We start from the raw sequence: 16766 nt of genomic DNA, 5'->3' as shown, positions 1-16766 counted from the left end.
AATGGGAGACGTTATTGATATATATGGTTTATCACCTTTGCAAAAAGGACTACTGTTTCATACTTTATACGATCAAGATGATGAACATTCATTTTCCTATATTGTACAAGTAGGCTTCTTGCTCGGGGGGCAATTGGATATTGCTACTTTTGAAAAGGCCTGGGAATATGTTATTCATCGACATGAGGTTTTACGTTCAGTATTTGTGTGGGAGGAAGTAGAAAAACCACTACAAGCGGTTTACCAACGTCTTCCTTTTACTATTCATCAAGAGGATTGGAGCACCTATCCACATGATGAAAGGGCGAAGAAATTACAACAGTTTTTGAATGTAGATCGTAGAAAAGGATTTTTATTGGATGAAGCACCATTGATGAGAGTCACTGCGATTAAAGAGGCAAAAGAGGAAACGAGAATTATTTGGACACATCATCATATTTTGCTAGATGGATGGAGTGTGTCATTGGTCTTTAGTGAAGTGATGGAAGTTTATCTCAAGATGATAAAGGGAGAATTGTTGAATCTTCCTAAACCTCTTCCTTATAAAAAATATATTCAATGGATAAATAAACAAGATCAAAGTCAAGCAGAGGAATTTTGGAAAGAAGAATTAAAAGGGTTCTATGCACCTACTCCATTAGCAATGGAAAGAAAGGAACAAGGACAAGAGAAGGGTTATGGAGAATGTGCTTATCAAGTATCTGAGGAACTTACTGAGAGTTTACAAGAGTGGGTACGAAATAGTCGATTAACGTTGAATACGTTAGTACAAGGTGCATGGGCTTATTTGATGAGTAGGTATAGCGGTGACAGTGACGTCGTATTTGGCGTAACTAGCGCTGGGCGTCCTACTGATTTAATGGGAGCAGAGAATATGGTGGGGCTATTTATTAACACATTACCTACCAGAATTCGATTAACGGATAATACATCAGTAGTAGATTGGCTTCGTAAAATACAAATGAAAGAAATGGAACGAAGACAGTATGAGTATAATTCGTTGATAGATATTCAAGGCTGGAGTGAGGTTCCGCGAAATAGCTCCTTATTTCATACCTTGTATGTGTTTGAAAATTATCCAATTCAAGGTGAGAGAAATGATGATTTAAGATTACTAGATGTTACAAGCACGGAACAAACAAATTATCCTTTAACACTCATTGTAATGCCCGGTAAGAAAATTACTTTAAAGTTGATGTATGATCGAAGCTATTTTAATGAAGAAACAATAAATCTGATTCAGAATCACTTATTGCAAATATTAATTCAGATGACGAAGAGCCTAGATTCAAAACTATTTGAAATTACTCATTTAACAGAAGAAGAACAGATACAGTTACTAGAGGAATGGAATCATACTCAAGTTAATTATTCGGCTGAAGGCATGATTCATACGATGTTTGAGGAGCAAGTTAAAAAAACACCGGAAGCAATCGCGGCTAGTTACGAAAATGAACAAATTACATATAAAGAGTTGGAGAAGCGTGCAAATCAGCTAGCTCATTATTTACAAAAGCATGGTGTAGGCCCAGAGTCTCTAGTTGGAGTATATATGGAACGTTCATTACAAATGATGATAGCGTTATTAGGTATTCTAAAATCAGGAGCAGCGTATGTTCCACTTGACCCTACTTATCCAGAGAGTCGGCTTCGATATATATTAGAGGATGCTGGAATCGAAGTACTAGTGACGGAAGAGAATTCTAAAAATTTGTTTGTATCTGAAAATATAGAAACGATTTGTATGAATAAAGATTACACTGCAATTGAAAAAGAAGAATCAACCCCATGTATAAGTGGTGTAACAGGAGAAAATTTAGCGTATGTTATGTATACTTCAGGATCTACAGGGAATCCAAAGGGAGTAATGATTGAGCATCATTCAGTAATTAATTATCTAGAATGGATGCAACATAAATATCCGCTTTCTGAAAAGGATGTGGTCTTGCAGAAAACGCCATTCTCATTTGATGTCTCTGTTTGGGAATTGTTTTGGGGCATTCACGTTGGTGCCAGTGTATCTTTCCTACCTCCAGGTGGAGAAAAAGATCCTTCTATTATAGCTGAAGTGATTAAACAACATCAGGTTACTATAGTTCAATTTGTACCTTCAATGTTATCTGTTTTCTTAGATCACTTCAATCGTATTGAATTGAACATGAATTGTTCGTCCGTACGCCATGTATTTTCTGGTGGAGAAGAACTAAGTTCAGGGTTAGTTAGACGATTTCAACAGAAATGGAATTATAGTGGACAAGTGAAATTAACCAACTTTTATGGACCAACTGAAGCCACTATTTATGTGAATGCATTTGATATTCAGCCTAATCAAGAATTTGTTTCTATTGGGCAGCCAATACAGAACACGCAATTATATGTATTAGACCAAAATCAACGCTTGCAATCAATAGGAATTGAGGGTGAGTTATATATTGGGGGTGCTGGTTTAGCACGTGGATACTTAAATCGTCCGAATCTTACTGCTGAAAAATTCGTTTCGCATCCATTCCAATTGGGGGAACGACTATATCGAACAGGAGATTCAGTAAGATATCTAACTGATGGAAATATAGAATTTATAGGTAGAATGGACCATCAAGTCAAAATGCGTGGTTTTAGGATTGAATTAGGAGAAATTGAAGCCACTTTAGAAAAATGTTCGTTTATTAAAGAGGCTGTCGTATTAGTTAGAGAAGATCGTCCAGGTGATCAACGATTGGTTGCATATGTAATAAGCGATGAAAATACCGAGGAGTGGAGAGAGTATTTACAAAAACAATTACCGAATCATATGATTCCAGCGCACTTTGTAGAGTTAGAACACTTCCCGCTTACTCCGAATGGGAAAATTGACCGAAAGGCCTTGCCAATACCTGATGAGCAAGCTATTGGAGATTTAAATGTTCTACCTCGGACGCCATCGGAAGAGCTTATTGCCTCGGTTTGGGGTCAAGTGTTAGGGATAGAAAATATTAGTATTCAGGATTCCTTCTTTGAACGTGGTGGGCACTCACTACTTGCTACTCAAATCGTCTCTCGGTTACAAGAACTGTTCCAAATTAAAATTCCATTACGTGAACTTTTCAAGCACGATACAGTGGAAGCATTGGCGAAACGAGTGGATCAGTTACGAAAAGAAGATAAAGAACGAGAGGTTGCTCCTCTTGTACCTATGAAACGAGAAGAAGTTATCCCACTTTCCTATGCGCAGAAACGTCTATGGTTTATTGATCAATTAATGCCAAATAGTGCGATGTACAATATTCATGCAGCGTGTCGCTTAACAGGTAAATGGTCAATTGAAGCATTGGAGGTCGGATGGAATCAATTGTTGGAGCGTCATGAATCATTAAGGACGACAATTCTAGAACAAGAGGATGAACCTTTTCAACAGGTTCAATCTCATGTGTTCAGACATATTCCTCAAACGAATCTAACAGATCTTTCTTTGGAAGATAGGGAAAGGGAAAGAGAAATGAAACGCCTTATTCAAAACGAGGCGGAGGAACCATTTCATTTGGGACAAGGTCCTCTGATTCGAACACGAATATTGAAAGTGGACAGGGAAGAATGGGTTCTCATTTGTACGATGCATCATATTATTTCAGATGGATGGTCAATGGGAATCTTACTTGAAGAATGGATGGCTTTTTATGAAGGAGCACTAACCGGAAAACCAGTGGAATTGAAGGAGTTATCTATCCAATATGCAGATTTTGTCATGTGGCAGAAGGAATGGCAAAAAGAGGAGAATTTGAATCAGCACCTTCAATATTGGAAGGAAGAATTATCTGGGGAACTACCGGTTTTACAATTACCGATGGATCGTCCTCGACCTGCAGTTCAAACCCATCGTGGTGCAAGTCAGTCCTTAATAGTGGCGAATTCCCTACAGGAAAAGCTCAAAGATTTAAGTCTGCAAGAAGGATGCACTTTATTTATGACATTGATGGCAGCGTATCAAAGCTTCCTTTCTCGTTATACAGGACAGGACGACATTATAGTTGGAAGCCCAATCGCTAATCGAAATGTGAAAGAGATTGAGGGATTAATAGGATTCTTTGCAAACACGTTGGTTTATCGAGCTGATTTCAGTGAAAATCCGACGTTCCAAGAACTTTTGTCGCAGGTAAGAAAAAAAGCGCTAAAAGCATACGAGTATCAGGACATCCCATTTGAGAAAGTGGTAGAATCCGTAAAACCTGAACGGAATACAAGTCATTCACCAATATTCCAAACTATGTTTACTTTACAGAATACGAAACAAGAGTTTCTTCAGCTATCTGAAAGACAAATGGAACTCATGGAAAGCCATGCTTCTGTTGCCAAATTTGATTTGAGTTTATTTGCTTCTGAGACGGAAGAAGGATTATCACTAACCTTTGAATATAATACTGATTTGTTTAATGATACAACCATTGAACGTATGGCAAGTCATTTTAAACATTGGTTAAATCAAATTGTCTCTCATCCAAAATGTGTACTATCAGAACTGAATATGTTATCGAAAGTAGAATATAAGCAACTACTAGAGGAATGGAATAAATCGCGTGTTATAGATATGGAAGAAAGTACGATTCATACAATGTTTGAAGAACAGGTGAAAAAAACACCAGAAGCAATTGCAGTAGTGTGCGAAGATGAAGAACTAACATATCGAGAGTTGGACGAACGCTCGAATCAGTTGGCACATTATTTACAAAAAAATGGTGTAACATGCGAATCATTAGTTGGGGTTTGCGTTACACGTTCATCCGAGATGATTGTCGGTCTTTTAGGAATTATGAAGGCGGGAGGAGCATATGTCCCAATTGATCCAGCGTATCCGGAAAGTCGACTGCAGTACATTTTAGAAGATGCTCAAATAAAGGTACTGGTGACGCAGGAAAAGTTACAACAAAAAATGGTTATACCTAAATTCGTCAACGTGATTTGTATTGATCGTAATCGAGCAGAAATAGAACAAGAAGTAACTACGGTATGTACGAGTGAAGTGACGGGCGATAACTTAGCCTATATTATCTATACTTCAGGTTCCACTGGAAATCCAAAGGGAGTAATGATTGAGCACAGGAATACAGTAACAATGATTCATTGGGCGCACCACACGTATTCCCGAAAGGAATTAGCGGGAGTGTTAGCTTCAACTTCGCTATCTTTTGATTTATCCGTTTTTGAAGTATTTGTTCCCTTAACGATGGGTGGTAAGGTGATTGTCACTGAAAATGCTCTACATCTAGAGAAGTTGTCTTCCAAAGGTGTGACTTTGGTTAATACTGTGCCATCGGCAGCAAAGGAACTGGTTCGAGCAAAAACAATACCTTCTTCGGTAAAGGTGATGAATTTGGCTGGAGAACCATTGCCATATTCGCTTGTTCAAGATTTATACGAGAGAAATACGATTGAAAAGGTGTACAACCTATATGGACCGTCCGAAGATACTACGTATTCCACGTATATGGAATTAGAAAAGGGTGTCATGCATAGGGTCCCACCGATTGGTAAACCAATATTCAATACAGAAGTATATGTACTAAGTGCTGAACAAAAAATGGTTCCAATTGGTGTAGTTGGTGAGTTGTACATTGGTGGATCAGGATTAGCACGTGGATATTTAAAGCGCCCTGACTTAACGAAAAATCGTTTTATACCGCATCCGTTTAAAGAAGGAGAGCGAATATACCGGACTGGAGATTTAGTAAGGTATTTGCCGGATGGAAATTTGGAGTATGTTGGGCGAATCGATCATCAGGTGAAAATTCGTGGGTTCCGGATTGAACTAGGAGAAATTGAAGCGATATTACAAAGGCATACACTAGTTAACGAAGCTATTGTGATGGTGCGGGAAGATTATCCTGGCGACCCACGTTTGATTGCCTATGTTGTAGGAGACGGAGATGCTCAAAAGTGGCGTGATTATCTCAAGGATCAACTACCAAATTATATGATCCCAGCCTATTTTGTTGGATTAAATGCATTTCCACTCACTCCTAATGGGAAAATTGATAGGAAGGCTTTACCAGCACCAGAGAAACAGGAGATAGCAAGTGGTTATATTGCTCCTCGTACGTCTACGGAAAAAACAATCGTTTCGATATGGCATGAAGTTTTAGGTATGGAAAACATCGGAATTCAGGATTCGTTTTTTGAAATTGGTGGCCATTCATTACTTGCTACGCAAGCTGTTTCTAATCTTAAAGAGGCTTTTGGAATCGACATACCATTGCATGATTTATTTATGTTTCATACGGTGGAGCAATTGGCAGAACAGATTGATCAATTGCTCGATAACAAAAATCAAGAAATGCAGAATGGTAGTAAGGAGAATGTAAGTCTTCAAGACTATATTCAAAAAGAAGCAGAAGTGAGTAATGATGAAGAATTACTGGAACTACTTAAGCAATTAGAAGAGCTATCAGAGGAAGAAGCACAAGGGATATTCGAGAGTAATTTGATTGAGGAAGGGGTAAAAAAATGAGAAGTGATTTACTTGCAAAGCTGAGTTCACTTTCTCCTGAGAAGAGAGCATGGCTTCAGAAGCAAATGCAAAAAAAGGAGAATAAAGAAGCACTCCCGTTGTCTTATGCACAACAACGTTTGTGGTTTATGGACAGATTTAATCCAAATAGTTCTTTATATAATATTCCAACGGTATGGCATCTAAAAGGAAATTGGATACCTGAAGCATTAGAAAAGGGATTCAATCGACTCATTGAACGCCATGAATCATTACGAACTGTTTTTAAAGAAGTAGGAGAACAACCTGTGCAACAAATTGTCGAATTCCTTCCTAGAGCATTACCTGTAAGAGATTACTCTCAACTTCCTCTAGAAGTAAAAGAAAAAGAGGTAGATAGTTTAATTGCGAGAGAAGCGCAAGAACCATTTAATTTAATGAATGGTCCTTTAGTTCGTAATCAGCTTGTTCAATTAGAGAAGGATGAATGGTTATTACTGTGTACGATGCATCATATTATTTCTGATGCTTGGTCCATTGGTATATTCATGAATGAATTACTTGCTTTCTATGAAGAAGAAACGGGCGGAAATCCTGCTAAATTAAGTTCATTATCCATTCAATATGCAGACTTTGCGAAGTGGCAAAAGGAGTGGTTGCAAGGTGATGTGCTAAATCGTCAGCTTACGTATTGGCAAGAAGAATTATCTGGTGAGCTTCCTATTTTACAACTGCCAGTGGATCGACCTCGACCGGTTAAGCAGACTTACTCTGGGGCTACGCATCACGTAATTTTTCCTTATAAATTGCTTAGTCAATTGAAGGATATAAGTCGACAAGAAGGATCTACTTTATTTATGACTTTAATGGCCGCATACCAGAGCTTTCTTGCTCGTTATACGGGACAAAAAGATATTCTAGTTGGTAGTCCGATTGCAAATCGGAACCATAAGGGAGTAGAAGGATTAATTGGTTTCTTTGTTAATACGTTGGTTTACCGATCAGATTTGAGTGGCATCCCTACTTTTCGAGAGATTTTGAACCAAACAAAGAAAAAGGCGTTAAAAGCTTACGAATATCAAGATATACCATTTGAAAAAGTGGTAGAAGCTGTGCAACCTGAACGAAGCACGAGTCATTCCCCTATATTTCAGACCATGTTTACGCTACAAAATATAAAACAAGAACGACTAGATTTGCCTGATAGAAGTATTGAAATGGTAGAAAGTAATATGTCTATTGCTAAATTTGATTTGAGCTTAACTGCCTATGAAGTGGAAGAAGGTCTATTCGCCTCATTTGAATACAACACGGATTTATTTGATAGTAGTACCATTGCACGTATGGCAGGACATTTTGAGAACTGGCTAAATGAAATCACGTATCATCCAGATGAATCATATACAAAGCTGTCAATGTTATCGGATACTGAGCAAAAACAACTCTTAGAAGAATGGAATGATACGGACGTAGTTTATGGTCATGATTGTATGATTCATGAGCTATTTGAGCAGCAAGTTGCACGGACACCTAATGCAGTGGCGGTAGTTTATGAGGGTGGAAAGCTAACGTATCAAGAACTGAATGAAAAATCGAATCAATTGGCACATTTTCTACAAAAACGAGGTATCGGACCTGAATCATTAGTCGGTATATGTATTGAACGTTCTCCTGATATGATTATTGGTCTCTTTGGGATTTTGAAAGCAGGTGGGGCTTATGTCCCACTGGACCCAAGTTATCCCGAAAACCGCCTGAGATACATTTTGGAGAATTCACAAATTCAAGTGCTGTTAACAAAAGAGGCACTACAGGACTGGTTACCTAAAGATATTCGAGCAATTTGTTTAGACCGGGATCAAGTAATGATTTCTAAAGAGAGTAATTTAGCTCCGGTGAGTGGAGTAACAGCAAATAACTTAGCCTATATTATATACACTTCGGGTTCGACGGGAAATCCAAAGGGGGTAATGATTGAACATCATTCCGTTATCAACCGTCTACAGTGGATGCAGAAAAAATATCCATTGTCCGAGGACGATACAATCCTACAAAAGACACCGTTTTCATTTGATGTTTCTGTCTGGGAATTATTTTGGTGGTCATTTGTAGGAGCACGTGTTTGTTTACTTCCACCAGGAGGAGAGAAAGATCCTGCGGTGATTGAGGAGTATATTGAACGATATCGTGTGTCCACCATGCACTTTGTTCCGTCGATGTTATCTACTTTTTTAGATTATATGGAACTATATAATTCGAAAAGGGATGTATCGTCTTTAATTCAAGTTTTTACTAGTGGAGAAGCGTTAAACACTGAGCAGGTTCGCCGGTTTAAGGGGATCTTTTACAATGTTCAGCAAACAAAGTTAATTAACTTGTATGGTCCTACTGAAGCGACTGTGGATGTGACTTATTACGATTGTGATTTAGAAAAAGAGGCAATGCTTATTCCGATTGGTCGTCCGATTGATAATACAGAGTTGTATGTGTTAGATCAATATCAACAAGTGGTTCCGATTGGTGTGGCAGGGGAACTTTACCTTGGAGGAGTAGGATTGGCACGTGGCTACTTCAATCGACCGGATTTAACTACTGAACGTTTTATTCCGCATCCTTTTAAGGACGGGGAACGATTATATCGAACGGGTGACTTGGTGAGATATATGAATGATCGTAACTTAGAATATATTGGAAGAATAGATAACCAAGTCAAAATTAGAGGATTCCGAATTGAATTGGGAGAAATTGAAGCAGCTTTACATGATCACTCATCTGTAAAAGAGGCAGTCGTGTTGGTGAAGGAAGATCGACCAGGAGATAAGCAGTTAGTAGCTTATGTAGTGGGTGAAGGGGATACTGGAGAGTGGCGTGAATATCTCAAGAAGCAATTACCACATTATATGGTTCCGGCATACTTTTTCCAAATTGAAGGTATGCCACTCACTCCAAATGGTAAAGTGAATCGGAAAGCATTATTGGAATTAGAAGAACAGTTCATAAGTGAAGATATTACTTCATCACGAACACCAGTGGAGGAGCTCATTGTTTCCGTTTGGAGCCAAGTGTTAGGAATAAAAAATATTAGTGTGCAGGATTCCTTTTTTGAAATCGGTGGTCATTCACTACTAGCTACTCAAGTAGTGTCACGTTTACAGGAAATTTTTCAAATCGAATTACCAGTACGTGAACTATTTGAATATACAACGGTGGAGTCACTGGCAAAGCGATTAGAACAGCTACGTAAAGGAGATAAAAAACGAGAGATTCCGCCACTAATACCGATGGAGCGAGGAGAAGCTATTCCACTATCTTATGCCCAACAACGTTTATGGTTTATTGATCAATTTACACCTAATAGTGCCCTTTACAATATGCCAATGGTATGCCGTCTTACAGGGAATTGGCTACTTGAAGCATTGGAAACGGGATGGAATCAACTAATAGAACGTCATGAATCACTGCGGACGGTCTTTCAAGAAGTGAATGGTCAACCCGTACAGCAAATTAAATCGTATGCTTTTCAATCAATTCCGAAAACGGATTTAACTATGCTTTCTTCTGAAGACCGAGAAGAAGAGGTTAAACGTTTCATTCAACAAGAAACAGAAGTGCCATTTGATTTAACAGAGGGTCCATTAATCAGGACGAGTATTTTGCACGTGGGAGAGGAAGAATGGATACTCCTTTGTACTTTACATCATATCATTTCAGATGGATGGTCAATGGGAATCCTACTTGAAGAATGGATGGCATTTTATGAGAAAGCAACGGATGGAAAGGTGGCGGAACTTGAACCATTACCGGTTCAATATGCCGACTTTGCTCAGTGGCAAAAAGGATGGCTGAAGGAGGAAGTGCTTGATCAACAACTTCAATATTGGAGGGAAGAATTGTCTGGGGAGCTTCCTGTACTCCAACTTCCTATGGATCGCCCGCGTCCTGCACTACAAACTCATCACGGGTCGACATACACTCTAGTTTTGCCAAGCACGCTACATGATAAATTGAATGAACTTAGCCGAAAAGAAGGGGCTACACTCTTCATGACGCTGTTGGCTGCGTATCAAAGTTTTCTATCTCGTTATACGGGACAAGAAGATATTTTGGTCGGAAGCCCAATTGCGAATCGGAATTATAGAGAAATTGAAGGACTAATTGGTTTCTTCGTTAACACGCTGGTTTATCGAACTAATTTGAGTGGTGGACCGACATTTCAAGATGTACTGTATCAGGTTCGTCAAAAGGCATTGAAGGCGTATGAATATCAAGATATCCCATTTGAAAAAATTGTAGAAGTTGTGCAACCGGAGCGAAGTACAAGTCATTCGCCAATCTTCCAGACTATGTTCATCTTGCAAAATATGAAACAAGAGTTTCCGGTGTTATCTAGTAGAAGTATTGAAATGATAGAAAGCCATAGTCCAATTGCAAAGTTTGATTTAAGTGTGATGGCAGTTGAGACAGAAGAGGGATTACTTTTTACTTTTGAATACAATAAGGATTTATTCAATGCTACTACTATTGAACGGATGGCAGGACACTTTGAGAAATGGCTATATGAAGTTTCTCATCGCCCACAAAATCCGTTGCATGACCTGAGCATGCTATCGGAACCCGAGCGTAATTTGTTATTAGAAACATGGAATGACACTGTAATGGAAATGTCCCATCAGGGTCTTATTTGCGAAAGATTTGAGGAGCAAGTAGCAATGCGTCCTGATGCGATTGCGATAGTTGATCAAACAAAACAGTGGACTTATGGTGAACTGGATATACAAGCAAATCAGTTGGCAAATGTTTTACAGCGAAAGGGAGTAGCCCCAGAGTCAGTGGTGGGAGTTTATCTTCCGAGGTCAGCAGAGCTAATGGCAAGTTTACTAGGCATTTTAAAAGCTGGTGGAGCTTATGTTGTTTTAGACCCGTTGTATCCAAAATCAAGGTTAGAATACATGATTGAAGATGCAGGAATTCAATTTGTAGTGACGGCGGAAGTACAAGAAGGACATTTCGCACACGTCGAAATGGTGAGGTTAGAAGAATTAACGGTGGAAAGCGTAATTGCACCTATACGTCAAATAAATCCAGAGAACTTAGCCTATATTGTCTATACCTCTGGTTCTACAGGAAAACCGAAGGGTGTTATGGTTGAATATCGCTCATTAATGAATATGGTTTCTTGGCATCAAGAAGTTTATCGTATTTCAGCAGAGGATCGTGCGACTCAGATTGCAGGGGTTGCTTTTGATTCGGCTGTCCAGGAGATTTGGCCGTATCTAACTGCTGGTGCAGCACTCTACTTGTCAACAGAGGAACTGAGAATTAATCCAGAAGCACTAAGGGACTGGCTCATTGATTCACGAATAACAGCTAGTTTTGCACCTACGCCTATTCTGGAAAGACTCTTGAAATTATCTTGGCCAGATAAAACGGATCTTCGTTTTATCATTACTGGTGGGGATCAATTAACACAGTATCCATCTAACGATATTCCTTTTGCGGTAATTAATCAGTATGGTCCATCGGAAAATACCGTTGTTACCACAGATTGTTATGTACCTGTAGGAGTGACAACAGGTACGCCATCGATTGGTCGACCGATTGCGAATACAGAAGTTTATGTGTTAGATTCTCATCTTCAGCTAGTACCAATTGGTGTAATTGGAGATCTCTATATTGGAGGGAAGAGTCTTGCACGTGGATATGCTAATCGTCCGGATCTTACAAAGGAAAAATTTATTCCACATCCTTTCAAGTCAGGAGAACGTCTCTATTATACAGGAGACAAAGCAAGTTATCTTTCTGATGGTAATCTCCAGTTCCGTGGACGTATAGATGACCAAGTGAAAATTCGTGGTTTCCGGATTGAATTGGGAGAAATAGAAGCTGTTTTGCAGGCGCATTCTTCTGTGAAAGAAGCTGTTGTATTGGTGCGAGAGGATAATCAAGGTGATAAGAGATTAGTAGCTTATGTAGTTGGTGAAGGAAGTGTCCATGAATGGCGAGAACATCTACAAACACATTTACCTAATTACATGGTTCCAACAAACTTTATTGAGATGGAATTTTTACCACTTACACCGAATGGAAAACTTGATTTGAAGGCATTGCCTATACTTAGTGAACAATCCGCTGAAAATACTGTATACCCAAGAACTCCGCTGGAAGAACTTATTGCTTCAGTGTGGAGTCAAGTGCTAGGAATAAGAGACATTGATGTTCAGGATTCTTTCTTTGAGCTCGGTGGTCACTCTCTACTTGCTACACAAGTGGTCTCACGCTTACAGGAGGTCTTTCAAATCAAATTGCCAGTACGTGAACTGTTCGAATATTCAACGGTCGAGGCATTATCGAAACGAATAGATCAGTTACGTAAGGGGAGCGAAAAACGAGAAATTCCACCATTGATGCCGATAGAACGAGGGGGAAATATTCCACTGTCTTATGCCCAACAGCGCTTATGGTTTATTGATCAATTTGCACCTAATAGTGCACTTTATAATATGCCAATGGCATGCCGTCTTACAGGGAATTGGTTACCTGAGGCATTGGAGTTGGGATGGAATCAGTTGATAGAGCGTCATGAATCTTTGCGGACTGTATTTTATGAAGAGGATGGCCATCCTATCCAGCAGATTCAACCGTACGTTTTCCGTCCGCTTCTGCAAATGGACTTAACTAAGCTTTCATTAGAGGAGCGAGAAAGAAAGTTGGAGCAATGGATTCAAACTGAAGTCGAATCTCCATTTGATTTAGAACAAGGGCCATTGTTCCGTGGGAAACTCATAAGAATTTCAGAAGAAGAATGGATTCTTCTGTGTAATATGCATCATATTATCTCAGATGGATGGTCGATGGAAATCTTACTTCAAGAATGGATGGCATTTTATGAGAATGCGATTGGTGAAAAACAAGCAGAGCTGGAACCACTACCAGTTCAATATGCCGATTTTGCTCAGTGGCAAAGAGAATGGTTGAAAGATGAATTACTATATCAACAACTTGCGTATTGGAAGGAAGAATTATCCGGTGAGTTACCAGTCTTAATGTTGCCAATGGATCGTCCGCGTCCGCCAGTGCAAACCCACCATGGATTAACTCATAATGTTTTGTTATCGCGCTCATTACTGGATAAATTAAACGAACTAAGTCGTCAAGAAGGGGCCACACTTTTCATGACCTTATTGGCAGCGTATCAAAGTTTCCTTGCTCGTTATACGGGACAAACGGATATTATTGTTGGTAGCCCAATTGCAAATCGAAATTATCGAGAAATTGAAGGACTGATTGGTTTCTTTGTCAATACATTGGTTTATCGAGCTGATTTAAGTAATGCACCGGCATTTCAAGAGTTGTTGTCTCAAGTACGGATAAAAGCATTGAAGGCGTATGAGTATCAAGATGTTCCGTTTGAGAAAATTGTAGAGGTTATCCAACCTGAACGAAATACAAGCCATTCTCCGATTTTCCAAACCATGTTTACTTTGCAAAATACGGGACAGAAGCTACCAGAACTACATGGAAAAAATATAGAAGTAATGGAAAGTAATGCCCCTATCGCTAAGTTTGATTTAAGTTTAACTGCTGCAGAAGTGGAAGAGGGTTTATTACTTACTTTTGTTTATAGAACTGATTTATTTGACAGCTTAACTATTGAATCCATGGCTGAACATTTTGGGAACTGGTTGAATGTAATCGTGGAGAATCCTGATAAATCATTAGCTAAGTTGCCTATATTATCAGGATTACAGCAAAAACAGTTGGAAGAGTGGAATAATGATGCTGTAGCATATCTACAGGAAAGTACGATTCATCAGCTGTTTGAAGAGCAAGTAAATCGTACACCTGATGCGGTAGCGGTGGTAGATGAAAAACAGCAGTTAACGTATCGAGAGCTGAATGAAAAAGCTAATCAATTGGCCCACTATCTTCAGCAATGCGGAATTGGGAATGAATCATTGGTTGGACTTTGCTTTGAGCGTTCAGTTGAGATGGTTGTTAGTATTATGGGGATTTGGAAGGCTGGAGCAGCCTATGTTCCATTAGACCCATCATATCCAGAAAGTCGCCTACGATATATTTTGGAGGACACTGGAATTCAAGTATTAGTTACGAACGAGTCATTGGAAGACTGGATACCTAAAGAAATGAAGATAGTTTGTCTAGATAGGGATCAAGCAATGATTTCACAAGAAAGCATTCTTTCACCAAAATGTGAAGTAACAGGAGAAACCTTAGCGTATGTTATCTATACTTCAGGATCAACGGGGAATCCAAAGGGTGTCTTGATACAGCATCATTCTGTACTAAACTTGTCACATGGTTTACAAAAAGAGGTTTTCGAACATGAGATACCATCTAACATGCATGTCGGTTTAAATGCGTCAATTGCCTTTGATGCATCTATCCAGCAATTACAAATGCTGCTTTATGGTTCAAGTTTGTATATTATTCCAAATGAAGTACGAAGTGATCCGGAGCAGTTTGTAGCTTATATTAGGGAGAACAAGTTAGAAATCTTTGATATAACACCTTCATTGCTTCAATTACTTATAGATGTCGGATTGTTAGAAACGTGCGATGGCATTCATGTTCCAAGTAAGGTACTGGTTGGTGGTGAAGCAATTATGCCGTCATTATGGGAACAGCTAGTAGAGACTGATAAAATACAATTTTATAATGTATATGGTCCTACAGAATGTACGGTTGATGCAACATGCTATCATATCAAAAAAGATAGTAAGAGAGTAACAATTGGGCGTCCATTGCCTAACGTCCAAACTTATGTATTAGATAGAAATAGGTTACCAGTTCCAGTTGGTGTGATGGGGGAACTTTATATCGGAGGAGCAGGTCTAGCAAGGGGGTACTTGAATCGTCCAGAGTTAACATCCGAACGATTTATTTCTCATCCATTCAAAGAAGGCGAGAGGTTATATAGAACAGGCGATCTTGTGAGATATCTTCCAGATGGTAATATAGACTACTTAGGAAGAATGGATAATCAAGTGAAGATTAGAGGATTTCGAATCGAACTTGGGGAGATTGAGTCGACTTTACAAGAGCATGACTTGGTAAAAGAGGTAGTTGTAATAGTTAGGGAAAATCAGTCGGGAGATAAGAGATTAGTAGCTTATGTAGTGGGCGAAGGTAGTTTAGAAGAATGGCGAGAGTATCTTAAAACAAAACTGCCAATCCATATGATACCTTCCTACTTTGTCGAAATGAAAGAATTACCGCTAACCATAAATGGAAAGGTTGATCGGAAATCGTTACCTATACCAGATTATCAAGGAACACAAGAAGGCTACGCGGCCCCAAGAAATGAACGTGAACATAAGCTTTCTATCATTTGGGAACGTGTGCTAGGTTCAAAACGTATTGGTATTTATGATAACTTTTTTGAAATTGGTGGAGATTCAATTCTTAGCATTCAGATTGTCTCTCGTGCAAAGCAAGCTGGTTTACAGTTGACACCAAAACAACTATTTGAACACCAAACGATTGCTGAGTTGGCGCAAGTAGTCAAAGAAGAACAAGGTGTACAAGCTGAACAAGGAATTATAACTGGAGAGACGATACTTACACCTATTCAGCAAAGGTTTTTTGCACAAAATCATCCTAATCCACATCATTGGAATCAATCCATGTTCTTTAGAACGAAAGAAAAATTGGACATAGGATCACTGGAAAAGGCAGCGCGTAGCCTTCTACTTCATCATGATGCCCTGCGTTTAAGATATGAACGTTTACCTAATGGGACTTGGGAACAGTGGAATGAAGGAATTAAAGAACAATTGATGCTGACTGTCATTTCATTAGACGAAGTGCCGGAAGCGGATTGGCATGAAGTTATTCAAAAAGAGATTAATGTTGCACAAGAAAGATTGAATTTACATGATGGTCCTTTAATGAGAATGGTGTATTTTGATGAAGATGAGAAGACTGGCCGATTATTTTGGACAATTCATCACTTAGCTGTGGATGGTGTTTCTTGGCGAATTTTATTGGAAGATTTGCAAACAGCGTATACGCAAGCAGTCCAAGGACAAAAAATTCAATTACCTATGAAGAGTACATCTTTTAAAGAATGGTCGGAGAAATTACAACATTACGCTGAAACTGGAATATCAAAAGAAGTGCTACATTACTGGGAGCAGCAGGCTGAACAAGACGTAGTTATACTGCCAGTAGATGGTACTATAAGTAATCCAGTAAGCGCAGTAACTGAGGAAATTACTGTGGTGTTAAACGAGAAGGTTCTGTTGCAAAGTTTGAAAAAACATCAACCTGCTTACAAAATACGGTTGTA

Annotated in this window: 1 protein-coding gene and 1 pseudogene; both read left to right on the top strand. The window is 39.0% G+C overall.

Annotated features, from left to right (window positions below; genetic code table 11):
• Position 1 precedes the first annotated feature (1 nt).
• On the top strand, positions 2 to 6478 hold the full coding sequence (locus tag MHI28_RS04580) for an amino acid adenylation domain-containing protein (RefSeq protein ID WP_340827651.1): 6477 nt from the start codon (positions 2 to 4) through the stop codon (positions 6476 to 6478).
• A pseudogene (locus tag MHI28_RS04575) lies at positions 6475 to 16764 on the top strand (amino acid adenylation domain-containing protein); the annotation flags it as partial. The gene MHI28_RS04580 and the pseudogene MHI28_RS04575, both read left to right, overlap by 4 nt.
• Between the last annotated feature and the right edge of the window lie 2 nt (positions 16765 to 16766).

It is taken from the genome of Bacillus sp. FSL K6-0268 (assembly GCF_038005425.1).
Taxonomy (GTDB): domain Bacteria; phylum Bacillota; class Bacilli; order Bacillales; family Bacillaceae_G; genus Bacillus_A; species Bacillus_A thuringiensis_S.
Note: the sequence above shows the minus strand (reverse complement) of the source record. Positions and strands in the feature narration are given on the sequence as shown.

Excerpts from the sequence above, each read along its gene's own strand:
- MHI28_RS04580 (WP_340827651.1), top strand. The coding sequence starts at position 2 with ATGGGAGACGTTATTGATATATATGGTTTATCACCTTTGCAAAAAGGA.